Genomic DNA, 22378 nt, shown 5'->3' with positions numbered 1-22378 from the left:
TTGAGGCTGTGGGAGCTTCAGCCTCTTTTTTTTGTTTGCACACGTATGAGGGTGCCGGAACGTGGGGCCCGACAGTCAGGCTCCGCTCTTTTTCCCTATACTTAGGGTTCCAAGTTGTCCTTTATGCGCCTATACTTGCTTGGCTGCCTGCTGCTACTCTCCCTGGGGGCGTGGGCGCAGCGGCCCGACACCACTCGCCCGGCCCGTCAGATTAATTTGTCCAACGTAGATGTAGCGCCCGCCGCCGTTGATATTTCCGGCTGGCTGCTGCTCGACAAGGACATCCAGACCGAGCTGGACGGGGCCGTGCAGAATATCTACAACTTCAAGCACGACCGGGCCGAGCGGCAGTTCCGCAGCCTGCGTCGTCGCTACCCCAACCACCCCATGCCCTACTTCCTGCTGGGCCTGACGACGTGGTGGAAGATCATGCCCTCTAATATCACTTCCCAGCAGTACGATAAGGTGTTTCTGGCCTACATGGACACGGCCATTACCAGGGGGGAGGCTCTGTATAAGCGCGACAATAAAAACTACGAGGCCTGCTTTTTCCTCTCGGCTGCCTACGGGTTTTCGGCCCGCCTGAACGCCGAGCGGCACAACTGGCGCAAGGCCACTTTCGCCAGCAAGAATGCCCTGGCCTACCTGGAGAAAAGCCAGGAAGCCAATGGCCTGAGCCCGGAGTTTCTATTCGGGCAGGCTCTGATTAATTACTACGCTCCCTGGATTTCGGATAACTACCCGCTGCTGCGGCCCGTGTTGCTATTCTTCCCGAAGGGCAACAAAAAGCTGGGCCTGGCCCAGCTCCGTAGCGTGGCTGCCAACGGCTTCTATACGGGCACTGAGGCGCGGGTTTTCCTGATGAAAATTCTGCAAAACCAGGAAAACAAGCCCGATGAGGCCCTGGCGCTGGCTCGTACCATGGCCACGGCCTTTCCCGACAATGGCTATTTCCAGCGCTTTTATGCGCTGATGAGCTACCAGGTAGGCGACCTGAACGAGTGTGAACGGGTAAGCCGGGATATTCTGGACAAGATTAACCGGGGCCAGCCTGGCTACGAAGCCATTAGTGGGCGCTACGCTACGTTTTTTCTCGGCAGCCTGATGCAAAATCAGTACAAGGACCTGACGAAAGCCAAGGAGTACTACCAGCGCTGCATTGTGTTTGCCGAAAGCACCAACGATACCAAGCAGGGTTTCTACTTGTACTCCCTACTCAACCTGGGCCGGATTTCTGATAAGCAGAAAGATGTGGCGGCCGCTACACGCTACTACAAGGAGGTGCAGCAGAAAGCGGAGCGCAAGTCGGAAGCCTTCAACGAAGCCCGTGCTTACCTGAAAAAGAAGCGGAAGTAGTCTGGCTAACTTCCCATAATGGGCCGTAGGGAGCTGTTGCCGGCGTGAAACGTAGCCGGGAGTAGGGGCCTTGCATTTGGTCGAGGAAACGGGGGCACTGGCAGAAAGCGGCCTGGGGGTTCATCGGGTAAATGAGGGTTGTGAGCGAAAAGGTAAATCGGGTACCTGGGGTAGCATCGTATCTTCCCTACAGTACCATTACGATTAGCTACGCTTACCCAAATCATGGAAAAGGAGGACGCTCCCCACTTAACTTTTCGCTACAACGTTCGGCATTCGCTGCTCCGGTTCTGGTGGCAGCAACCGGATAACATGGACGACCTGCCGCGCCTGCTCACCCGGCTCCTGAAGGCCGTGCGCCGCTACCAGGCCCAACAGTTGCTGCTCGACCTACGGCCCCTGCCTCCCCTAAACCAGCAGGTGCAGCAGTGGCTGCAAACTAGTTGGCTACCCCGGCTGCGACAGTGTGGGCTGCAACGGCTGGCTTTGCTGCTGCCCACCAATACCTACAATATGATAGTGGTGGAAAGCATCCTCTGGACTTCAACTCAGGAGCACTTACCCTATGAGGTGCAGTACTTTACGGAGCTGCCCGCCGCCCTGGATTGGCTCACCAACTCAGAAGTTGCCACCTCCGACGCCGATTGGCCCTGCTGGAAGCAACAGCCCATGCACCTGCGTGTGCGGCGGCGCAAGTGCCCCTGCCGAGGCCTAGTGCACTCCTGATTTTGCCCTTGCCTCCTCAAGGCCCGGTATCACGCAGGGCAGTGGGTGGCTTGCGGCGGGCGGCTTCGCGAAGTAGCTCCGCCGTGTGCGTTAGTAGCTCTGTTCCGCCCCACTGTCCGTGGCCGGGCACTACCACCCGGGCCTGGGGGTAGCGCCCGGCCACGTTGCGCAGCGTGGCGGGCCACCGGGCCGGCAGCGCATCATCGAGGTTGCCCAGGGAATTAGCTGCCTGCTCCCGGACCAAGCAACCGGCAAACAGCACTTTGTGGCGGGGCAACCAGGCCACCAGGTTGTCGGGGGTGTGGGCGGGGCCCGGAAAAAACAACTCCAAGCGTGTGCGGCCGGCCCGGATTAGGGTGTAGGGTTTCAGGGCGGCGGTGGGAGGTTGGGCCTGAGGGTGCAACTGCCGGAAGCGCCGGGCCGTGAGCGGGGTGCTGTACACCTTGATGCCATTGGCCTGAAGCACAGCCAGTCCGCCGGTTCGGTCGTCGTGGGCGTGCGTGAGTACGGCCAGGCGCACCCGCTGGTGCAGGCTGTCAGCAATCCAGCGCAACAACAGCAGCGTTTGCTCCGGGTCCCAGGCCGTGTCAATCAGCACCGCGCCTTTGCTGGTTTGCACAATCAAGCCGTTGGAGGGCACTGCTGTAGTAGTGCCCGGGTACATGTGGTAGGAAGTATGAACAAACACCTGGGGTGCCACGGCGCGTACTCGGAGGGCGGGTAAGGGGCGCTTGGAGCTAGCTTGCGCGAGGCTGCCAACCAGCAGAAACAGGGTAGCCAGCAGCCAGCGGCAACCGGCTGAAGCGAGAAAAGAGGCTAGAAACATCAAAAACGAACAAAACAAGTTCTGCTAACGCCCGCGCGCCCGGAAAAGGTGCCCGCTGCCGTTTTCTATCAGGGAGTCAGGTCCAGAATCTGCTGGACGTGGTGTTCCAAATGAACCGCGTAGTCCTCAATCAGCCAACCTAGCGTCACAGTGTACCCATCGTCGAGCTGGCACCGAAACTCGTGGGCCGTGGCCGGCACCCGCTCCAACAGTCGAATCAGCTGCCGGTTGTAGCTGGTCCATAGGTGCAGCAGCTCGTCCGTAGGCGCGTTCTGGTAGTCCGCTACCCGTACCCAGGCATCCTGGTCATACGACTGCACCAGCAGGGGCTCGGGGCTAATGAGGGCCAGCACAAAACGGCGGTGGTTGTTGGCGGCCGAGTCAATGAGGTGTCCCAAAATTTCCTTGCGCGACCAGCGGCCCGGCGAGGGCGCCTCGGCTAGCTCCTGCTCTGAGCAGGTGGAAAGATGCTGGCTTGTTACCTCCAAAAGCTCACGCAAACGCTCACAAACTGCTTCCATCATCAGGGCGGAGTAAGGAAAAGAAAACCAAGTGCTTACACTTTCCATGCTTGGGTACTGGCGCAAAGATGGCAGGATAAGATTGGAACTATGGTGAGTATCAGAGACTTTTAATTTCTTTCGCTGCCTCGCCACTTGTTTCGCTCGTCCATGACTGCTCCCGCCGCTACGGTTCCGCTTGCGCCTACTTCCTCACCAATCATTGAAAACTCGGCCGTAGCGGCCCTTTTCAGGCGGCAGCAAGCCCGGGCGGAGGCCTTGCGCCGCGAATCAGTGGAAACCCGTGCGGGACGGCTGCGCAAGCTCAGCGCCTGGATAACGGAAAACCGCGCCGCCATTCAGCAGGCGCTCTACGCCGATTTTCGCAAGCCCGCCGCCGAAACCGACGTCACCGAAATCTGGTCGACGCAAACGGAGCTAAAGCACACGTTGCGCCACTTGCGCCACTGGGCCCAGCCGCGCAAAGTTGGGACGCCGCTGTCATTGGTAGGCACGCGCGGCTGGGTGCAGTACGAGCCCAAAGGCGTGTGCCTGATTATAGCGCCCTGGAACTACCCCTTCTACCTGGCCCTTGACCCGCTCGTATCGGCGCTGGCAGCCGGCAACTGCTGCATCATCAAGCCTTCCGAAATGACGCCAACGGTAGCGGCCTTGCTCGCGCGCATGTGCCAGGAGCTGTTTGACCCGGCCGAGGTGACGGTAGTGCAAGGCGACAAGGAAGTAGCCACCGAACTGCTTGCCCTACCCTTCAACCACATCTTTTTCACGGGCAGTCCGCAGGTAGGAAAAGTGGTGATGCGGGCCGCTGCCGAGCACCTGACCAGCGTGACCCTGGAGCTGGGCGGCAAAAGCCCCGCCGTGGTAGACGACACGGCCGATTTGCGCGATGCCGCCGAGAAAATCGTGTGGGGCAAGGGCATCAACGCCGGCCAAACCTGCGTAGCCCCCGACTACCTGCTGGTGCACGAAGCCGTCCGCGACCAGCTGATTGAGGAGATTCGGGCGGTAGTGCAGCGCTTCTACAACCCCTCCGGCGAGGGCATAGAGGCCTCCAAGTCGTTTGCCCGCATCGTAAACGACCACCATTTTGCCCGGGTAGCGGGGCTGCTGGCCGAGGCGCAGGCCCAAGGTGCCACCGTGGCGCTGGGTGGGCAAACGGATGCTTCGCAACGCTTTATGGAGCCCACCGTGCTGGTAGATGTGCCAACAGGCAGTCGGGTCATGCAGGAAGAAATTTTCGGACCGCTGCTGCCGGTGCGCACCTTCCGCACCCTCATGGAAGCCGTAGACGAGGTGAACTCCCGCCCGCACCCGCTGGCTTTGTACGTGTTTACCCAAAATGCTGAGCATCAGCGCTACCTGCTCCAGAACATTCCCGCCGGCGGCGCTTGCGTTAATGAAACGATTCTGCACCTGGGCCACCCCGAGCTACCCTTTGGCGGGCTGGGCAACAGCGGCCTGGGCCGGGCCCACGGCCTGGCTGGCTTCCAGGCCTTTAGCAACGAGAAGTCGGTGCTGAAGCAGCGCGTAGGCCGTACGGGCCTCAAACCCATCTACCCGCCTTATACTCCCCAAGTCAAAAAGCTAGTGAATTGGCTAGTAAAGTGGCTCTGAGGTGAAATGGTGAGGCAGTGTCATGGCGAGCGGCGCGAAGCCATCCTTCCTCTCCTCGTGACCACCCTTCCAGATATGACAAGCCCTTGACGTCTGTGCTGACGTCAGGGGCTTGTTACATTATACATTATCAGGTTTCGAGCAAAGGAGAGGAAGGATAGCTGCGCTTCGCCCGCCACGACGGTACATCACTTCACCCATGCACTTAATTACCCAGTCTCCACTTCGCCTTTCGTATGCAAGCCGAGTATTTCTGGGGAAAAATACCGAACTTTTAGGGCCCCGGATTCTCTTAGTTGCGCCGGAGCAGCCTGCTCGATTTGCCTTCTTATGCAGTTCACCGATGCCCAGTGCGCTACCCTGTGCGCGCTTGCTGATACATTTATTCCTAGCCTGCCGGCGCCCCAACCTTCTGCTGATGCGGCGTATTGGGAGCGGAGCGGTTCAGCAGGAGTTGATTTAAGCAAAATTGCGCTGGTGCTGGAGGCCCAGCCTGCCAGCGCCCGGCAAGAATTTATGCATCTGCTGCAATTGCTGAACACGCCCACGCTGGGCCTAACGTGGTTCGGGCCCCTGCGGCCGTTTGCCCGGCTGGCCCCGGAGCAGCGCGAGAAACTGCTGCAGAGCTGGGCGGCCAGCAACGTGCCCCAGTTGCGCAAAGGCTTTCACGCCCTGCGGAAACTGTTCGTATTTCTGTTTTACGGGGGCTCCACGGCTGAGCAGGGCAACTTCGTGTGGGAGCACATCGGCTACCCCGGCCCCCAGGTGCCGGACCCCGCAGTAGCGCCCGAAAAGCCCATCCAACTCCTGCACCCCACCCACAACGAGGTGCACTACGACTGTGAGGTGCTGGTGATAGGGAGCGGGGCCGGCGGCGGGGTAGTAGCCGGCGAGCTGGCCGCCGCTGGGCATGAGGTGCTGGTTCTGGAAAAAGGACCCTACTTCCACGGGCCCGACTTTACCCAGCGCGAGGTGGACATGCTCGGGGCCTTGTATGATGCCCGCGGCGCCTTGAGCACCCAGGATGGCGGGCTGGCCCTGCTGGCCGGCTCCTGCCTCGGTGGCGGTACCACCGTAAACTGGGCCGGCGCCTTCCGCACCCCCGATTATGTGCTGGAGGAGTGGGCCCGGGAGCACCACGTGCCCCACTTCACCAGCCCCGATTTTGCCCGGAGCCTGGATGCCGTAAGCGCAGCCCTGAGCGTCAATACTGATTATGTTCGCCATAACGGCCAGAATCAGGCGCTTTGGAATGGTTCCCAGGTCCTGGGCCACGACATGAAGCTGATTCCGCGTAATGAGAAGGGGCTGAGCGAATCGGAAGCGCACTTCTGCGGCCTGGGCTACAGTGGTTTCGGCGACCGGCACGGCATCAAACAAGGCACCCTGAACACCTATCTACAAACGGCCTTTGAACACGGAGCCCGCCTGCTGTGCAACACCTGCGTGTCGAGGGTAACGATAACGCAGGGGCGGGCCAGCGGCGCGGAAGCCACACACACTACCCCCGAGGGCCGCACGATACGGGTAACGGTACGCGCTAAACGGGTGGTAGTGGCCGGGGGCTCCGTTCAGACGCCGGCCTTGCTCTTGCGTAGCGGCCTGCGCCACCCCCATCTGGGCCAGCACTTGCATTTGCATCCTACGGTAGCCGTTTCCGGCTTGTACGCCCAGGCTATGGCGCCCTGGCACGGCCCCATGATGTCGGTGGTGAATGACAGCTTCACGCGCCTGGGGGGTAGCAACTTCGGGGTGAAGCTGGAAACTCCGCCGGCCCATCCGGGCCTGATGGCCATGGTGTTGCCCTGGTGCTCGGGGCGCCAGCACAAGGCCCTGATGCAGCAGGCGGCCCACCTGGGCTCCTTCATCGTGCTGACCCGCGACCGGGACGGGGGCCGGGTGACCATCGACAAGCACGGCATGCCCCTAATCGACTACACTCTCAGCGAGTACGACCGAAACCACCTGCTGCAAGGCGTGCGGGCCGCCGCCGAGGTGCACGTAGCGGCCGGAGCCCACACGGTGCTGCTACCCCACGGCACCTTACCTACCCTGCACGCCGACAACGGCCGCTTGCGCAACCCCGAGGTGCTGGCCGGCTTGCCCTACCTGAGCTGGAAGTCCAACCAGTTTGGCCTGTACAGCGCCCACCAAATGAGCACCTGCCGCATGGGTGGGCAAGCTGCTACCCACCCCACCAGCCCCAGCGGGGAGCTCCATGACGTGCCGCACTTGTTTGTAGCCGATGCCTCCGCCTTTCCGGCCTGCAGCGGCGTAAACCCCATGCTCACGATTATGGCCTTGGCGCATCACACGGCCCAGCATCTAAAGGAAAGCCTGCGGGCCGAAGTAGTCCGGCGGCCGGCAGTGGCAGCAGCAGGAGTAGGCTGAACATAGCCGTCGGCACATTTTTCGCGTAGGGAAAGCACACGCCTTTCTCCCCGCGCTTATGTCCGCCTCCCGCTTCACCCTGTCCCTTGTGCTGGCCGCTAGCCTGCTCGCCAGTTGCGCCCGCCGTCACAACGCTACCATTCCCACCGCCAAATCGGCGCCGGTAGCAGCTCCCGCGCCGGTAGTGGCCTCCTCCGCCGCCCGCGACCTGACCGACGTACTCACCGAAGAACTGAACCTCACCGGGGAACAGCGCCGCAAGGTGCGGGCCGTGTTCACGAACACCGCTGAGCAAGCCAACGCCGCCCAGCAGCGCCTCAGCAGCAACCGCCCAGCCCTCATGACCGAGCTCAAGCGCATCAACGCCGCCTCCGACCAAGAGCTGCAAACCATCCTCACCGTCACGCAATACAAGCAGCTCAAAGCCAAGCAGCGCCAAGTGCAAGCCCAAATGCAGGCCCGCAAAGCGCAGTAGCAGTGAGATGGTGAATGAGTGAGTTGCCCCGGTGAGCGGTACGATGCCGTTCATTCTGGCCAACGTACTACCCTTCTAGGTACAACAAGCCCTTATAGGTACAACAAGCCCTTACCTCCGCCCTGGAAGTAGGGGTTTGGCTTGTTAGAAGGCCTGTCACAAAAGAGAAGAACGATGGCCTCGCGCTGCTCGCCAAGACAACGTATTCATTCACTACCTCACCATTCCACTTCAGCGGTGCCTCAACCTTACGCGGTCCGGTGCGTTTGCCACTGACATCTACTCCTTAACCCTGCTTTCATGGTCCGTCGCCAGCCCTATACTCTTCATTTCAGCCCGAAGCACAGCCTTAACGCTTCTGGTAAGCACGTCCGCGACGGGCTTTCGTCGGCTTTGTGTACCGGCGACAACCTGTGGCTGAGCTGCGACGAACGGACCTCCATTGAGCGCCTGCGTCGAACCGGGCCCCAGGAGTTTGGCGAGCATTGCTCCTATGAGCTGTCGGAACTACTTGATTTGCCTTCGGATAAAACGGAAGAGATTGATATTGAAGGGCTAGCGGAAGGCGATTATTACCTCTGGATTGTGGGCTCTCACAGCCTGGCGCGCAAAAAAGCCGATGCCGAAGGCGAGGACCACGCCAAGGAAATAGCCCGTCTTACGCAAGTGAAGTCGGAGGCAAACCGCTACCTGTTGGCCCGGGTGCCCATGTTGCTCAACCCCACCACCGGTAACTACGAGCTCTTCCGCGAGGCTCCGCACCCCACCGACCCTACCCAAACGCTTCGGGCCGCCCAACTCCGCTCCTCCGATGACTCCAACGACCTGCGCGACCTGCTCGCCAAAGACGCCCACCTCAAGCCCTTCCTCGATATTCCCGGCAAAGACAACGGCTTTGACATTGAGGGGCTGGCGGCGGCGCCTGATGGGCGACTGTTTGTGGGGTTGCGCGGGCCGGTGTTGCGCGGCTGGGCCATGGTGCTGGAGGTGCTACCCCGCGAGGACAAGCACGGCCGCCTGCGCCTGAGTGAGCTGCCGGGTGCCACGGAGCTGTACTACAAAAAGCATTTCCTGGCCCTGGGTGGCATGGGCGTGCGGGAGCTCCGCCAGTGCGGCCCCGACCTACTGCTACTGGCCGGCCCGACCATGGACTTGGATGGCACCATTGCCGTGTACCGCTGGCCCGAAGCGCTGCGCTGCCCCCAGGATAGCCTCGTGGGGCCCGATAAGTTGGAGCGCCTGTTCGATGTGCCCCACGGCTTCGGTCCAACCGCCGGCCAGGACAAGGCCGAAGGTATGGCGCTGCTAGACTCAGAACACGTGCTCATTGTGTTCGACAGTCCCGCTGATGCCCGCAAACCGGCCGCCCACCACGTGCTAGCCGACCGGGTAAAGGTGCAGGCCCAGGCTACCTAAAGCAGCAGCCCTAACTAGCGCCGCCCGGGTGCTTTCTACCTTGCGCCTGCTAACTCGCTATTTCTTCTCATGGCTTCTTCCCTGGTTCAAACGCCCGAAACTACCCACCGCATTCAGTTTCAGGACTGTGACATGCTGGGCCACCTGAATAACGCCCGCTACCTTGACTATTTCCTGAACGCCCGCGAGGAGCACACCATGCAGCACTACGCCCTGAACCTGGGGCAAATAACCCGCGAGCTGGGCGCCGGGTGGGTGATTACCAAGCACTACTTGGCTTACCTGCGGCCCGCCAACCACGCCGAGCTAGTGCGAATTCGGACCCAGCTAATCCACTACGACAACTCCAACTTAGTGGTGGAAATGCAGATGCTCAGCGAGGACAGCCAGCGCCTGAAGGCCGTTCTGTGGTCAGAAATGGCGTTTGTGAAAGTGCCTGGCGGTACCCGTACCGAACACCCCGACAACCTCATGGACATGCTCGAAGAGCTGGACGTAGAAGATGCTAGCTACGACCCCGATGGCTTTGACGAGCGAGTGCGGCGGCTGCGCAAGCAGCTCAAGCGGGAACGAAACGAGCACGACTAAGCCGTAAGGCCAAAATAATGCGCCAACTCTCCCTGCGTTGGCCCGTTACATCAAAACCCGCCTTACGTCGCGTAGGGCGGGTTTTTCAATCGTATAAACCTGTGCATTACCATGAGTATTTTTGGAAGCAACGACCTGAAAGGCAAGAAAATAGCCATTGTCGCCACCGATGGCTTTGAGCAGTCGGAGCTGGAAAAGCCCAAGAAGTTTTTGGAAGGCGAAGGCGCCGAAACGCACGTCATTTCCTTGAAAAGCGGCTCTATTAGAGGCTGGGACGAGAAAGATTGGGGCGATAAGGTAGAGGTAGACAAGGTGATTGGCGACGTGAAGGTGGCCGAGTATGATGCCTTGGTACTGCCCGGCGGCCAGATGAACCCCGACGTGCTCCGCACGGAGCCCGAAGTAATTAGCTTTATCGGTGAGTTTGTGCGCTCAGGCAAGCCCGTGGCCGCCATCTGCCACGGCCCCTGGACCCTGATTGAGGCCGACGTGGTGCGCGGCAAGCAGCTCACTAGCTGGCCCAGCCTGAAAACCGACATCAAGAATGCTGGCGGCCGCTGGGTTGATGAAACGGTAGTTGTGGATGGTAACATTATCACTAGCCGCAACCCCCAGGACATTCCCAACTTCAACGACAAGATCAAGGAAGCACTCGTCGGAAAGAACTAGGGCTAACACATTGCCTTATCGAAACAGCCTCGCTACTCCTGGTAGCGAGGCTGTTTGGCTTGTAAGCAACTCCATATTTTCCAGATCAGAAGCTGGTTGCACCTTGTATAAAGCCAGCCCGCCCATCTGTTCACCAGCAACTGCGTTACTCCCTACCCCCAATTCACTGCACTAACTGCAACAAATCGGTGGCGTACTGGTGATAGATAAAGTAGAAACCTACATCGAAAAAAAGCAGAAAGCCGCCCTGCAGCCACAACGCGCGGCCAAAGCCTGCCAGGCGCTCGGGACGAGAGGTGTGGGCGCTAGCAGCGCGGGCGCGCAACCAGCTGCCTATGCAGAGGTAGGCTACATCCAGGCCGGCATTAAAGAGCAGAATTTTCTCGAAATTGAACTGGGCGCTCAGGCTAGCGGCAGGGGATAAGCCTGCTACCTGCTGCGGGTGCGCCTGCAAAATTCCCCACACAGCTAGCAGGGCATTTACCACGTTCCAGGCCACATTCATCAGGTGGAAGTGGTGGGCTTCGGAGCGGGCATCCGTGCGGGAAACATGGTAGCCACTCACCACCAAGTTCAGCAGGGCCCACGTGCCAAGCACGGCCATGCCGCGCTCAGCCAGCAGCTCACGGGCTTGGTTAATGGCGGGCAGCGCTGCAGTAGCCGCAAATAGTATCATGGCAGAAAGGGAGACTCTGATGAGTACTAGCAACAAAAAAGGAAGCCCCGAGGAGCTTCCTTTTTTAGGAACAAGAAGACGCCGGGCTAGTTGGAGATGCCAATGCCTACGTACACCTGAAACGCACCGTTCTTGATGTTGTCAATGGCCTGGGTACCAGCGCGGGTTGGGTCTTTGATAATATCGTTGAAGCCTGCTACGTAGCGGCCGCCCACGCGGGCCGGACCTACCCGAGCTTCCAGGCCCGCGGCTAGCCCATAGTCGAGGCTGCTGTAGCTATAGCCGTAGATAGGGTTGCCGCTAGCGTCGTTTTCATCGGCAATTTTCCGCTCCTGGCCGCCTTCACGCACTTTAGTGAGCAGGGAAACCTGGGGGCCTACGTGTACACTAACGTTGTCAAGGAAGTTGTACACCAGCAGCACCGGTACCTGCACGTAATCAAGGCGCGTGAAGTATGTGCCGGTGTTGTTGCGAGCGGCGGAGCTACCCTCGAACCCCTGACGGGTATAAAGGATTTCCGGCTGCACCGAGAACTTATCGTTGAAACCAAACTGGGCGTATGCCCCGGCGTGGAAGTTCTTATAAGTGCCGACGTCGCCGTAGTTCTTTTTTTCGTCGCCGCGTACGTGGGCCGAATTCAAGCCTACTTTAATGCCGAAACCGTTGTTGCGCGAGTCGCTGCCCGTACCGGGGGCGTAATCGGTGGAGGAGCGCAGGCCGCTTACCCGGGGAGCTTCAGTCGGAGTTTGGGCCATAGCCGAGGCGCTCAGGGCGCAGCCGGCGGCAAGGAGTGCAAGTTTTTTCATGGGGTGGAGAGAGATGTAGCCGAAGAAAGCGCTGCCGGCCGTAGCCAAAGCAACATCAGTAAGCCGCTATACTTACGGCGGCTCAGAAGGTTACAGCACCAACGTAGGGAAAGCGGAAATTTTGTACGCTGCCAGGAAGGATTATCTTTTGCAAAAACCTACCTTTGACCCTTTACGGCCGCCGCCAATAGGTTTTGCCGGGGTGTTAGCTCAGTTGGTTCAGAGCACTACCTCGACAAGGTAGGGGTCACTGGTTCGAGCCCAGTACGCCCCACGTCAAAGCCACCCGAATCCGAAGATAACCGCCTTTACGGGCGGTTATTTTTGTGTGAGGCCAGCCATACGTGCCTGTTTGTGCGGCGGCTCGCGTAGGTTCGCAGCATATGATTTCTATTGCCTGGGCCCCGCTCTACGCTCACCCGCTGCCGGCCAACCACCGCTTCCCAATGCTCAAGTACGAGCTCCTCCCGGAGCAGCTGCTCCGGGAAGGCATTGTGGCGGAAAGTGCCTTTTTCTCACCTTCCTCTCCGCCTGCCGAAGATGTGCTGCGGGTGCATGACTCCGAGTACTACCACCGGCTTCGGGCTGGGGAACTTACGCGGCAAGAGGAGCGCGCCACTGGCTTTCCTTGGAGCCCGGCGCTGATTGCCCGAGAAACGTGCATTCTGGGCGGTACGCTGGAATGCGCCCGGCGGGCTTTGCAATATGGAGTAGCACTAAATATTGCCGGCGGCACCCACCATGCCTTCCGAGACCGGGGTGAAGGATTTTGCCTGCTCAACGACCAGGCCGCGGCGGCAGCCTACCTGCTGGCCCACCCAGAACTGGGGGTAGGGCGGGTGCTCATCGTGGACTTGGATGTGCATCAGGGCAACGGCACGGCCCGCATCTTCCAGCAGGAAACGCGCGTGTTCACCTTCAGCATGCACGGGGCCCGCAATTACCCCCACCGTAAAGAGCAATCGGACCTGGACCTAGCCCTACCCGATGGCACCGACGATGCCGCCTACCTCCGCCAGCTGCATACTACCTTGCCTCGCCTCCTAGATCAGCACCAACCCGATTTTGTGTTCTACCTCAGTGGCGTTGATGTGCTGGCTACCGACAAGCTCGGCCACTTGGCCCTAACCCGCGACGGGTGCCGCCGCCGCGACGAATACGTGCTGGGCTTGTGCCATGCCCACAGCCTGCCAGTTGTGGTGTGCATGGGTGGCGGCTACTCCCCCCGCATCGCCGACATCGTAGACGCCCACGCCAACACCTTCCGGGTAGCAGCCAACCTATGGGGGTAGTGGTGGGTGAGTTTGCCCTTCTAGCGGCCTGTTGTCATCCTGCGCTGGCGAAGGACCTTGTCACGCGTGAACATGTCGTTGTACCGATTGTCGTGCTGACATGATAAGGTTCTTCGCCAGCGCAGGATGACAGATGGGTTTACTTACTCACGGAATCATTGAATCACCGCTTCACCACCATCACCTGCCAGCGGAAAGCCCAGCGCCAGCGCAGGTGGTAGTGTGTGATGCCGGCTTGGGCAAGTAGCTGCTGCCAGTCGGGGCGGGTGAAGGCGCGGGCCACGGACAGGGGCGCATCGTGGCGCACGAGGCGGGAGCCACCGAGCAGCCGCGTGAGCCAGCGGATACTGTAGTAGGCTAGTGGGTGGCGGTGCAGGTCGTTAATGACGACGGCCAGGCTGGCCTGCTGCTGCCACCGCTGCAGCAGCTGGGTGAGCTGCTCATCGGGGAAGTGGTGGCAGAAGAGGCTGGCCGTTACGATATCAAAGGGCTGCTGCTGAAATTCGGGGGAGAAAATATCGGCCTGCTGATACCGGATTTTGGGGTACTGGGTGCTGCGGGCGGCGGCGTAGTCCAGCATAAACGGGTTGGCATCCACGCCAGTCAGCTCCACGGCCACGCCCTGTTGGCGGGCCCAGCGCGCAATCTGGCGTAGGGTGTCGCCGCCGCCGCTGCCTACGTCGGCCAGGCGCAAGGGGCGGCCTGGGGGGAAGTGGGGGCGCAGCCGGGCCAGGGCATTCAGCACCGGGGCGTAACCGCCTAGCCACGTGTTAATAGTTTCCAGCTCGTCCAGATTTTGCCGAAGCTCCTCGGTGGCCAGGCTCAGGTCGTCCATCAGCTCTTCTTCCGTGGCACGGACGCGGAAATCAGGCATAGGTAGCAGTAAGACAAGAAAAACAAGGTGAGGCCAGGCCGCGCGTGCGCTAGGCCGGCAAAATAGCCGCGTTTTTCAGCTGCTCAGCGTTGTGCTGAATTTCTAGCGGGGGCTCCGCGCCCCAGGCGACGGTCAGGAGCATGGCTTCCAGCGTTAGGCCAGGGCCAAAGGCAAAACTTAGCACCGGGGCGCCAGTGTCGGCGGGCGTGAGGGTGCGCAGCAACTCCCGCATCACGAACAGCACCGTCGCGGAGGACATGTTGCCGTAGTCGCGCAGTACTTGGTAAGCAAAGCGGTTGTCGTGGGTAGTCAGCCCCAGGGCCTGCTCAATCGACTCCAGAATTTTGCGGCCGCCTGGGTGAATGGCAAAAGCTCGAATGTCGGCTAGCTGTACCGGCAAATCAGCCAGCAAGCCCGCCGTAAGCCGCCCAATACCCTGCTTAATCATGCGGGGCACGTAGGATGACAAGGTCATTTCGAAGCCAAAGTCGTTGATGTGCCAGGCCATGTCGGCGTGCCCGTCGGGCTCCAGTCCGCAGTGAAAGGCCGTGAGAGCCAAGCTAGGACCTACCACCCGGGGCCGGGCCTGTACCAATACCGCCGCCGACCCATCCCCGAACAAGGCATTAGAAACCAAGTGGTCTTCCTCGGTGCTTTTCTGGAAATGGAGGGTGCAAAGCTCGGTGCACACCACCAGCACCCGCGCCTCCTCATTGGCCCGGCAAAAGGCATCGGCCAGCTTCAGGGCATTCACGGCGGCGTAGCAGCCCATAAAGTTTACGCAGGTACGTTGCACGTGGGAGGGTAGTTGCAGGGCCGCCACCAGCTCAATGTCCAGGCCTGGCGCGTACATGCCGGTGCAACTCACGGTAATTAGGTGGGTAATGCTACCCATAGCTACCTCCGGCACCTGGCTCAAGCAGTCCTGAGCGGCTTGCACGGACAGCGGCAAGGCCTGCCGCCGGTACTCGGCCATGCGCTGGCCCACCGAGGGAAAGGGCTCAAGATCAGGGGTATTGGCGAAAAACTCGTAACTGCCATTGGTGCGGCCGTAGTCGGGAAGCACGGTGTAGCGCTGCCCGATGCCCGAGACGCGGTACAGAGCCCGCAGTTTGCGCGTACCGGCTTCATCGAGCTGCAGTGCGCCCGCCATGAAGTCAGCAATTTGAAGTTGAGGGATGCGGTGGGGCGGATTGGCCGTGCCAATGGCACACAGGTAGCTACTCATCAGTGCAGTTTACGCAAAATACCCCCTGGGTGCTGTTCGTTATTTTGGGGTTGATTCAGAAACGTGTACGCGCAAGTCCGCTTGGCTGGATGTAGCAGGGGCGTACTGCCGGTTAAAACTCCCGGCCATGGGTGCGGCGCATGAGGGCTCGCACCGCCCCGGGCCAGAGCCGCAGCCCCGCCACGGCGGCCTCGCTCAGCAACGGCTGCCCGAATAACTGCTGCACCGCTCGCCCCACCCGCAGGCGCGGCCCGAAGTGCTGGTGCCAGTCGTGGTGGTAGGCTGCCTCCAGGGCCGGGCGCGTAAGCTGCCCCCGCAGAAACGCGTCGGTGCGAGTGGCGGCTAGCTGGGCCCCGTGAATAGCCATGGCCATGCCGTTGCCGCACAGGGGCGTGATAAGCCCGGCGGCGTCGCCGAGCAGCAGCACGTGGTTTTCCACGCAGGTTTTGGGGGCAAAGGAAATTTCGTTGATGACTTCCGGCTGCGGGTACAGAAACTCCGCGTGCGCCAGAATGTGCTGCAGGTGGGGGTTGCGGGCCAGCACTTCGGCCTCCATTTGCGGAATGCTGCCGTGCGCTTTCAAGTTGCGGCGGGTAGTAAGGTAGCAGAAGCAGTACCGGTCCTGCTCCACAGCCGAAATGCCCGCGTAGCCATCAGCAAAATTGTGCAGGGCAATTAGGTGACGAGGCATGGAGGGGTAGCGCAGGTGATACTTCACTCCCAAATAAGGCGAGCGTTGGCTGAAAAATGGCCGCTGCAGCTGCCGGTCAAGGCTGCTGCGCTTGCCATAGGCCCCCAGCACCACCCGAGCCGTAAGCACCTGCCCGTCCGCTAGCGTTACGGTATGCTCGCGAGCGGCTTCATCATATTCAACGCTCATGGCGGTAGTCTGCTGGAGCACGGTAACGCCGGCCGCCACGGCTGTCTCGCACAGAAAAGCATCCAGCTGGTAGCGGCTAATGCCGAAGCCGCCCAAATCAAGCGGCACCGAGAGCAAGCGGCCGGCCGGGGAGCTGAGCTGAAAGTGGGTAAGCTGAGCGGGAGCCAGCGCCAGGAGGTTAAGGCCGAGGCGGCGCAGGTAGGGTAGCACCTCGTTGGAAATGTACTCGCCGCACACCCGGTGGAACGGGTAGCGCTGGCGCTCCACCAGCGTCACGGCGTGCCCGCGCTGGCGCAAGTCAAGGGCCGCACAGAGTCCGCCCAAACCGCCCCCAATAATGACAACGTCCAACTTATTTCATCGGGTAAAAGGGTGAGAGCGAAGATAAAGACGCTTCATTTATCGAAGATGAGTTATATTCTGGCATGAGAAGATAAAACCTCTGTTACTTTTGCTAACCTAAACTCGTGTCCGTCGTTAATACCCATTCCGTTCGGCACTTTCCCTCGCTCCCACTACCCTATATGATGCAACCCTTACGCTGTTTAGTTTTATTCGTTCTACTGATAGGCGGGCTCCGCAGTAGTACGCTATCTGCTGTGGCCCAGCCGATCACGCCACGCCCGGCTGCCCCCGCCCGCCCCGCTAGCGAAGACAAAGCCCTGTTGGTGTACCCCAACCCCAGCACTGGCATCGTGCACGTTGCCATCAATGGCTTTGAAGGCCGCAAGGTGGAGTTGCGCGTACTCAATGTTATTGGAACGCTCATGTACCGGGAAGTGCTCAGCGAACTGAACGACCGGGAAACCCGGACCCTCGATTTAAGCAAGTTTGCCAACGGACTTTACTACGTGCGGCTGGAATCAGACAACGCCAGCGAAATGCGCAAGCTCGTCATTCGCTAACGCTAGCCTTTCCCACACTGGTTATCACAAACGCCAAGCGCAGCCTCGTGAAGGAGGCTGCGCTTGGCGTTTGTGGCTTACGCAACTAGGCAGATAAACCATGGAGCAAAAAAACGCCCCTGCACAAAGCAGGGGCGTAAGGTATAGCAAGGCTCGGACCGCAGAATTAGCGGCCGTTTTGCGCGCGCACCGGCACAGGCTTCAGCGTAGCTTTCAGTTTGTTTACCGTGTCGAGAGCGAGCAAGGCAGTCGCTAGCGCAATCCCGAAGAAAATCAGCAACATCATACAACAAGAAATTAAGGGAAAAAGAAAAACTCAGCCTCGGGCAAAAAGACAGCTAGTGGCCTGCGGCTGAGTTGATACAAGTATAACCTAAAAGTGTGCCAGGTAGTTGCAGCATAATTATGTCTTTTTCACGAGGTGGTTTACCACAAACTGAGCATCGGCCCCGACCCCACCCATGAGCGCCGAGCGCCGGCTGTGCAGCCACGGCAGGCCCAGAAAAGCCAGCCCCGGTACTGGGCTCAGGCCCCGCTCGTGTTGGGGCTCCCCCGCGGGGCTGAGCGCCCCCGGCACCTGAAGCCAGTTGTAGTCGGGCCGGAAGCCGGTGGCCCAAATAACTGCCTCCAGGGCCGGCGTAGTAGCTGTCTTTCCTTGCAGAGCACCCTCGGGGGTAGCACCTAAGGCCCGGCCCATAAACCGCACGTTCGGAAACCGCCGCAGCCGCTTCAGGTCGGCGCTGACCACTGGCTCGGGCTGACTGCGCATCAGGCGGCCAACCGGGGAGTTGCGGCTGGCCTGTAGCATGCGGGTACTCAGCAGAAGCGCCCACATGGCCGTGTTGTTGGGCATGGCCGGCGTACCTTCATCAAAGGCTACCCACACCGGCCGACCAGTAGCGGCCAGGTCGGCGGCTATTTGCAGGGCCGAGTTGCCGCTACCCACCACGCCCACTGGGCCCGTACCCGCCAGGTGGCTGGGCCGCTGATAGGCGCTGCTGTGCAGCTGCACCACTGAGGCAGGAAGCGCATGGCTGAACTCCGGAACCTTGGGGGCAGAGTAAGGCCCGGTACATACTATGACGTGTTTAGCCTCGAAGCGGCGGCCAGTGGCAGTTACTACCTCATACCCCCCAGGAATGGGCCGCACAACCTGCACCCGCTGCTGCGTTTCAATGGGCAGCTGGAAGTGGCGGGCGTACTGTTGCAAATAGGCCGCGGCTTCAGCCTTACTGGGGTAGCGGCGGGCCTCACCGGGCCACGCTAGTCCCGGCAGGTTGCTGGCCCAAGCGGGCGAAAACAAGCATAGTGAGTCGTAGCGCGTGGCCCACACCTCTCCCACGGCCGCCCGCTCATCCAGGACGATGAACGGCACGCCGGCTTGGCGGAGGTAGTAGGCGGCCGCTAGCCCGGCCTGCCCGGCCCCAATAACAAGCGTATGCAACGCAGCACTAGAGCCCACTGGTTCAGAGGAAGAAATCATACCGCATAATACAACAGCCGGGGCGGATGAGCCGAGGCCGCGCCGCTCCGGCCGCGGCCGCTAATCGGCGGGAAATTCCTGCTGAAGCTGGCGAATAACCTCGTCGGTAATCTGGCGCACCTGCTGCACCCCGTGCGCTAGGCTCTGCCAGTCGGCGGTGGCGGGGGCATGGGCGGCGGCCTCCAAATCACGCAGGATGGTGCGCAACGACTGAATCTGCAGGCCATCAACGGAGCTTTTCAGGTGGTGAGCTGCTGCCCCGAGCTTGGTTAGGCTCTGCTCCTGCAAGTGGTACTCCAGTTCCTCTACTACCGGCGGGGTAGTACTGATGAACAGATTGGCCAGGCGCCGGATAAAAGTTTCATCGTTGTTGGTGAACTGGCGCAGGCTGCTCATGTCATAGAGCTTGCCGGGGGGTAGGGCAGGGGTAGGCTCTTCCACTACTTCGGCGGCGGGAGGTGGGGTGGCAGCATCATCTAAGTCAAGCAAGTTGGCAATGGTATGAAACAGGGCTTCCTGCTTGAAGGGTTTGGAAAGATAAGCGTCGAGGCCAGCCTTTTGGTAGCGCTCCGCCTCCCCATGCATGGCGTGGGCCGTGAGGGCTACCACGGGGGTAGCAGCCCGGACCGGGTCGGGGTGTTCCCGCAGCAGGTGGGTAGTCGCCACGCCGTCCATGCCGGGCATCTGAATGTCCATCAGCACTACGTCGTACTGGTGCTGCCGGAACAAGGCCAGCGCCTCCGAGCCGGAAGAGGCCGTGTCTACGTGCAGGCCCCAGCCCCGGAGCATAACCTGCACCAGCAATTGGTTAACGCGGTTGTCTTCGGTGAGCAGCACCCGGCGGCCGCGCAGGCGCTGGTAATCCGGCGCCGGGGCGGCACTGCTGGCAGTTGGAGGGGTAGCGGCCCCGAAGCCCAGCGTAAACCGGAACGTGCTGCCATGGTGCAAGCGGCTTTCGGCGGTCAGCTCGCCTCCCAGTAGCTCAACTAAGCCCCGCGAAATACTCAGGCCCAGCCCCGAACCTCCGTACTCGCGGGCTGTGCTGGCCTCCGCCTGCGTGAAGGGCTCAAACAGCTGCTGCAACTGGTCTTCCGAAATACCAATGCCCGTATCCAGCACCGAAAACTGGTATTCCGGCTCGGCCGTGGGCGTACTGACGCGGCGGCAGGTAAGCAGCACATGGCCCTTGTCGGTGAATTTGATGGCGTTGCTAAGCAGGTTCAGCAGAATTTGCCGCAGCCGGTACGGGTCGCCTTGTACCCAGGCGGGGGTAGTGCCCGGGGCCAGTTGCAGGCGCAAGCTGATGCCTTTCTCGGCTGCCTTGGGCATGAGGGCCTGGCAGCTGGCCTTCAACACTTCCTGCAAGTCGAAGGGCATTGATTCGAGCCGAACCCGACCGGCGCCGAGCTGGGCCATGTCGAGGATGTCGTTGATGATAACCAGCAGGTTCTCGGCCGAGTGCCTGATGTGGTGCAAGTACTGCCGCTGCTCGTCAGTAAGGTCGGTTTTGGACAGCAGCTCCGCCAGCCCCATGATGCCGTTCATGGGCGTGCGGATTTCGTGGCTCATGTTGGTTAGGAAGGTTTGGCGCGACTGGGCGTTCTGCTCGGCCGCTTCCTTGGCTTGCTGCAAGGCCTGACCCGTGCGCTTCAGCTCGGTAATATCATTGTCAACCCCAAGTACCTGCACGGTGCCGTCGGCCAGAATAAACGGCCGCTTGACGGAATTAAACCAGTGCACCTCGCCCTGGGCATCAGTAAACGTGTCCTCGTGGGCTACCTCCTGGCGCGACTGAATAACTAGCTCATCCTGTGCTTGGTAGCGAACCAGGTCCGGGAATTGCTCCTGCAGCCAGGCGGCCGGCGTTTGCAGCAGGGCATCGTTGCTGAGGCCGTAGAGGTGGGCCGTCGATTGGTTGGCCAGAATGTAGTTGCCATTGCCGTCTTTCAGGTAGATAAGGTTGGGTACCGTGTCAATTACTTGCCGGAACAGCCGGTTTTGTTCGGCTAGTCGCCGGTTGGCGGAGCGCCGCTGCTCGTCGGCGATTTTCCAGCGGGTAATGTCCTCCGCCGACCCCACAATCTTATGAACCCGGCCGCGTTCATCCCGCTCAAACGGCGTACTGCTAATGCGCAACCAGCGGATGGAGCCGTTGCGGTGCGAAAGAAAAAACTCCAGGTGCAGAATAACCCCATCCGCAACCCGGGTTACTTCCTCGAAATGCTGCTGCACCCGGCGGGCTTCGGCAATGGGCATTAGGCTAGCCATCAGGCTAGGGCTCATGTTCAGCAAGTCTTCCTGCGAGTAGCCCAGCATCGTTTCCACGAAGCGGTTGCAGTACACATTCGACCTCATTCTTACATCATAGATGTAAATGAGGTTGGGAGTAGTGTTGGTGACGCGCTCCACAAACAGGCGGCTTTGGCGCAGCTCTTCCTCTATGATACGGCGTTTCGTCACGTCGGCGGCTGAGCCTACTGCTTGCCACACGGTACCATCGGGGTGGCGGGTAAAGCAGGTGCTCTTCAGGCTAAGCCACCGCCACTCTCCGTTGCGGTGCTTAAACCGATATTCTGAGTGAGCTACCTGCCCTTCTTCGAGCCGCAGCATTTCTTCCTGCTTCCGCTCTAAGTCCGGCAAATCTTCTGGGTGCACCAGTAGGGTAGCCAGCTGGGGGCCCATCTCCCGGATTTCAGCTTCCGTGTAGCCCAGCATTTGCTCGGTTTGGCGGTTGCTGTAGAGTACGGCCCGGGTGTCCATATCAAACAGGAACACGATGTTAGGTACCGTGTCGTTGATGCGAGCCGTGAATAGCTGGTTGCGCACCAGCTCCGCCTCGGCCCGCCGCCGGGCGGTAATGGTGGTCAGGTACACGTTGGCTTCCTGCTCCTGCAGCAGCGGGGCAATGGTCCAGAGGTAAAATTCGTCGCCCAAGCGTTTTTCTACCGTGCGTAGCTGCCCGCTGCTCAGGGCCAGGGCAATTTCTTGGCGCAGCAGCCGCACAATCTCCGCTCCTGCCGGCTGGTAGAGGGCCGTTAGGGCGGGGTTGGCGGCGGGGTTGGCATACTGGGCCACGGCCTCCCGGTTAAACCGAATAATGGGCTGGGGACTCTGCTCAGCTAGGCGGGAAAGCTCCTGCACCCGCTCCTGAGCCTGCTGGCGCACTGTCACGTCCTCGTAGCTCCAGATATGGAGCATGGTCACGCCGTTCTGCACCACAGGCAGGTAATCTTGCTGCACAATAATGCCGTTGCGCAGCCGAAAAATCTCGCCGCTCACCCGCTCCTGACCCGCCTGCAACTGCTGGTTACGGGTGCGCACGGCTTGCTCATCTTGCAGCTGGGCCCGGCTTTCCTGGTACAGCAGGGAGGAGTGCTTACCTAGGTAGTGCCGAGGCGGGTGGGGTAGACTAAATAAGTCGCAGAGGCGCTGGTTAAGCAGCGTAATGCCATGGTCCTGGTCCTCGGCCAGAATAGCCGTGCTCATGGTTTCCAACAGGGCCGTAGCCTGCTCCGCTGCTGCCAGCGACCGAGCCTTGAGCTCGGCTACTTGGCGGCGGGCCTCACTTGTTTCGTGTTGGGCCTGCTGCCAGGCTTTTTGGGTTACACGCAGCTGGCGCGCCAAATGACGGATACCAATAGAACTCATAGAA

General features: G+C 60.5%; 19 protein-coding genes and 1 tRNA gene. 11 read left to right on the top strand and 9 right to left on the bottom strand.

The genetic code is table 11. From position 1 onward, the window contains the following. Positions 1-123: 123 nt before the first annotated feature. A complete protein-coding gene (locus tag MWH26_RS16305; RefSeq protein ID WP_247975106.1) occupies positions 124-1356 on the top strand; it encodes a tetratricopeptide repeat protein in 1233 nt (410 codons plus the stop codon). A gap of 225 nt (positions 1357-1581) precedes the next feature. Beyond that, positions 1582-2082, top strand: a complete 501-nt coding sequence (locus MWH26_RS16300; protein ID WP_244697838.1) for a hypothetical protein — start codon at positions 1582-1584, stop codon at positions 2080-2082. Positions 2083-2098: 16 nt separating this feature from the next. Here MWH26_RS16300 and bla read toward each other — a convergent pair whose 3' ends face one another. After that, the gene (bla, locus tag MWH26_RS16295) at positions 2099-2908 is read right to left on the bottom strand and encodes a subclass B1 metallo-beta-lactamase (RefSeq protein WP_247975105.1); all 810 of its coding nucleotides are present in this window, start codon (positions 2906-2908) and stop codon (positions 2099-2101) included. 68 nt (positions 2909-2976) lie between these two features. Continuing rightward, positions 2977-3495 carry a DinB family protein gene (locus MWH26_RS16290; protein WP_244697830.1) on the bottom strand — a complete coding sequence of 173 codons (519 nt, stop codon included), beginning with the start codon at positions 3493-3495 and terminating at the stop codon, positions 2977-2979. 84 nt (positions 3496-3579) lie between these two features. Between MWH26_RS16290 and MWH26_RS16285 the strand changes: the two genes are divergently transcribed. From MWH26_RS16285 to MWH26_RS16260, 6 genes are all read left to right on the top strand, one after another. Beyond that, entirely contained in the window at positions 3580-5043 is a 1464-nt protein-coding gene (locus MWH26_RS16285; RefSeq protein WP_247975104.1) for an aldehyde dehydrogenase family protein, read from the top strand. A 330-nt stretch (positions 5044-5373) separates the two neighbouring features. Then, complete coding sequence (locus MWH26_RS16280; RefSeq protein ID WP_247975103.1) at positions 5374-7434, top strand: FAD-dependent oxidoreductase; 2061 nt, start codon at positions 5374-5376, stop codon at positions 7432-7434. Positions 7435-7492: 58 nt separating this feature from the next. Beyond that, complete coding sequence (locus MWH26_RS16275) at positions 7493-7909, top strand: hypothetical protein (RefSeq protein WP_247975102.1); 417 nt, start codon at positions 7493-7495, stop codon at positions 7907-7909. Between the two features lie 300 nt (positions 7910-8209). Further along, entirely contained in the window at positions 8210-9325 is a 1116-nt protein-coding gene (locus tag MWH26_RS16270) for a DUF3616 domain-containing protein (RefSeq protein WP_247975101.1), read from the top strand. A 69-nt stretch (positions 9326-9394) separates the two neighbouring features. Next, positions 9395-9913 carry an acyl-CoA thioesterase gene (locus MWH26_RS16265; RefSeq protein WP_247975100.1) on the top strand — a complete coding sequence of 173 codons (519 nt, stop codon included), beginning with the start codon at positions 9395-9397 and terminating at the stop codon, positions 9911-9913. A 111-nt stretch (positions 9914-10024) separates the two neighbouring features. Next, the gene (locus MWH26_RS16260; RefSeq protein ID WP_247975099.1) at positions 10025-10582 is read left to right on the top strand and encodes a type 1 glutamine amidotransferase domain-containing protein; all 558 of its coding nucleotides are present in this window, start codon (positions 10025-10027) and stop codon (positions 10580-10582) included. Positions 10583-10745: 163 nt separating this feature from the next. Here MWH26_RS16260 and MWH26_RS16255 read toward each other — a convergent pair whose 3' ends face one another. Further along, positions 10746-11258: a DUF6992 family protein gene (locus tag MWH26_RS16255; protein WP_247975098.1), complete on the bottom strand. Its 513-nt coding sequence runs from the start codon at positions 11256-11258 to the stop codon at positions 10746-10748. An 86-nt stretch (positions 11259-11344) separates the two neighbouring features. After that, positions 11345-12064 carry a porin family protein gene (locus MWH26_RS16250; protein WP_247975097.1) on the bottom strand — a complete coding sequence of 240 codons (720 nt, stop codon included), beginning with the start codon at positions 12062-12064 and terminating at the stop codon, positions 11345-11347. Positions 12065-12263: 199 nt separating this feature from the next. Here MWH26_RS16250 and MWH26_RS16245 point away from each other — a divergent pair. After that, positions 12264-12338, top strand: a tRNA-Val gene (locus MWH26_RS16245). A gap of 109 nt (positions 12339-12447) precedes the next feature. Further along, positions 12448-13356 (top strand): histone deacetylase family protein, encoded by a 909-nt coding sequence (locus MWH26_RS16240; RefSeq protein ID WP_247975096.1) that lies wholly within the window; start codon positions 12448-12450, stop codon positions 13354-13356. 163 nt (positions 13357-13519) lie between these two features. Here the strand turns inward: MWH26_RS16240 and MWH26_RS16235 are convergent, their stop codons facing one another. The 3 genes from MWH26_RS16235 to MWH26_RS16225 all read right to left on the bottom strand — a co-directional run bounded on the left by MWH26_RS16235 (position 13520) and on the right by MWH26_RS16225 (position 16689). Beyond that, positions 13520-14230 (bottom strand): methyltransferase domain-containing protein, encoded by a 711-nt coding sequence (locus tag MWH26_RS16235; RefSeq protein ID WP_247975095.1) that lies wholly within the window; start codon positions 14228-14230, stop codon positions 13520-13522. Positions 14231-14279: 49 nt separating this feature from the next. Continuing rightward, entirely contained in the window at positions 14280-15458 is a 1179-nt protein-coding gene (locus MWH26_RS16230) for a type III polyketide synthase (RefSeq protein ID WP_247975094.1), read from the bottom strand. Positions 15459-15570: 112 nt separating this feature from the next. Next, positions 15571-16689, bottom strand: a complete 1119-nt coding sequence (locus MWH26_RS16225; protein ID WP_247975093.1) for an NAD(P)/FAD-dependent oxidoreductase — start codon at positions 16687-16689, stop codon at positions 15571-15573. Between the two features lie 248 nt (positions 16690-16937). On the opposite strand from MWH26_RS16225, the gene MWH26_RS16220 reads away from it, so the two are divergent. Beyond that, complete coding sequence (locus MWH26_RS16220; protein ID WP_247975092.1) at positions 16938-17243, top strand: T9SS type A sorting domain-containing protein; 306 nt, start codon at positions 16938-16940, stop codon at positions 17241-17243. A 403-nt stretch (positions 17244-17646) separates the two neighbouring features. Here MWH26_RS16220 and MWH26_RS16215 read toward each other — a convergent pair whose 3' ends face one another. Together MWH26_RS16215 and MWH26_RS16210 are read right to left on the bottom strand one after the other, a co-directional pair. Then, complete coding sequence (locus MWH26_RS16215) at positions 17647-18726, bottom strand: flavin-containing monooxygenase (protein WP_247975091.1); 1080 nt, start codon at positions 18724-18726, stop codon at positions 17647-17649. A gap of 60 nt (positions 18727-18786) precedes the next feature. After that, positions 18787-22374, bottom strand: coding sequence for a PAS domain S-box protein (locus MWH26_RS16210; protein WP_247975090.1), 3588 nt, complete (start codon positions 22372-22374; stop codon positions 18787-18789). Positions 22375-22378: the final 4 nt, after the last annotated feature.

It is taken from the genome of Hymenobacter sublimis, assembly GCF_023101345.1.
GTDB lineage: Bacteria > Bacteroidota > Bacteroidia > Cytophagales > Hymenobacteraceae > Hymenobacter > Hymenobacter sublimis.
This window is presented reverse-complemented; position numbering and strand designations above follow the sequence as displayed.

Coding starts and splice junctions, on each gene's coding strand:
- MWH26_RS16305 (WP_247975106.1), top strand. CDS start 124: ATGCGCCTATACTTGCTTGGCTGCCTGCTGCTACTCTCCCTGGGGGCG.
- MWH26_RS16300 (WP_244697838.1), top strand. CDS start 1,582: ATGGAAAAGGAGGACGCTCCCCACTTAACTTTTCGCTACAACGTTCGG.
- bla (WP_247975105.1), bottom strand. CDS start 2,908: ATGTTTCTAGCCTCTTTTCTCGCTTCAGCCGGTTGCCGCTGGCTGCTG.
- MWH26_RS16285 (WP_247975104.1), top strand. CDS start 3,580: ATGACTGCTCCCGCCGCTACGGTTCCGCTTGCGCCTACTTCCTCACCA.
- MWH26_RS16280 (WP_247975103.1), top strand. CDS start 5,374: ATGCAGTTCACCGATGCCCAGTGCGCTACCCTGTGCGCGCTTGCTGAT.
- MWH26_RS16275 (WP_247975102.1), top strand. CDS start 7,493: ATGTCCGCCTCCCGCTTCACCCTGTCCCTTGTGCTGGCCGCTAGCCTG.
- MWH26_RS16270 (WP_247975101.1), top strand. CDS start 8,210: ATGGTCCGTCGCCAGCCCTATACTCTTCATTTCAGCCCGAAGCACAGC.
- MWH26_RS16265 (WP_247975100.1), top strand. CDS start 9,395: ATGGCTTCTTCCCTGGTTCAAACGCCCGAAACTACCCACCGCATTCAG.
- MWH26_RS16260 (WP_247975099.1), top strand. CDS start 10,025: ATGAGTATTTTTGGAAGCAACGACCTGAAAGGCAAGAAAATAGCCATT.
- MWH26_RS16255 (WP_247975098.1), bottom strand. CDS start 11,258: ATGATACTATTTGCGGCTACTGCAGCGCTGCCCGCCATTAACCAAGCC.
- MWH26_RS16250 (WP_247975097.1), bottom strand. CDS start 12,064: ATGAAAAAACTTGCACTCCTTGCCGCCGGCTGCGCCCTGAGCGCCTCG.
- MWH26_RS16240 (WP_247975096.1), top strand. CDS start 12,448: ATGATTTCTATTGCCTGGGCCCCGCTCTACGCTCACCCGCTGCCGGCC.
- MWH26_RS16235 (WP_247975095.1), bottom strand. CDS start 14,230: ATGCCTGATTTCCGCGTCCGTGCCACGGAAGAAGAGCTGATGGACGAC.
- MWH26_RS16230 (WP_247975094.1), bottom strand. CDS start 15,458: ATGAGTAGCTACCTGTGTGCCATTGGCACGGCCAATCCGCCCCACCGC.
- MWH26_RS16215 (WP_247975091.1), bottom strand. CDS start 18,726: ATGATTTCTTCCTCTGAACCAGTGGGCTCTAGTGCTGCGTTGCATACG.
- MWH26_RS16210 (WP_247975090.1), bottom strand. CDS start 22,374: ATGAGTTCTATTGGTATCCGTCATTTGGCGCGCCAGCTGCGTGTAACC.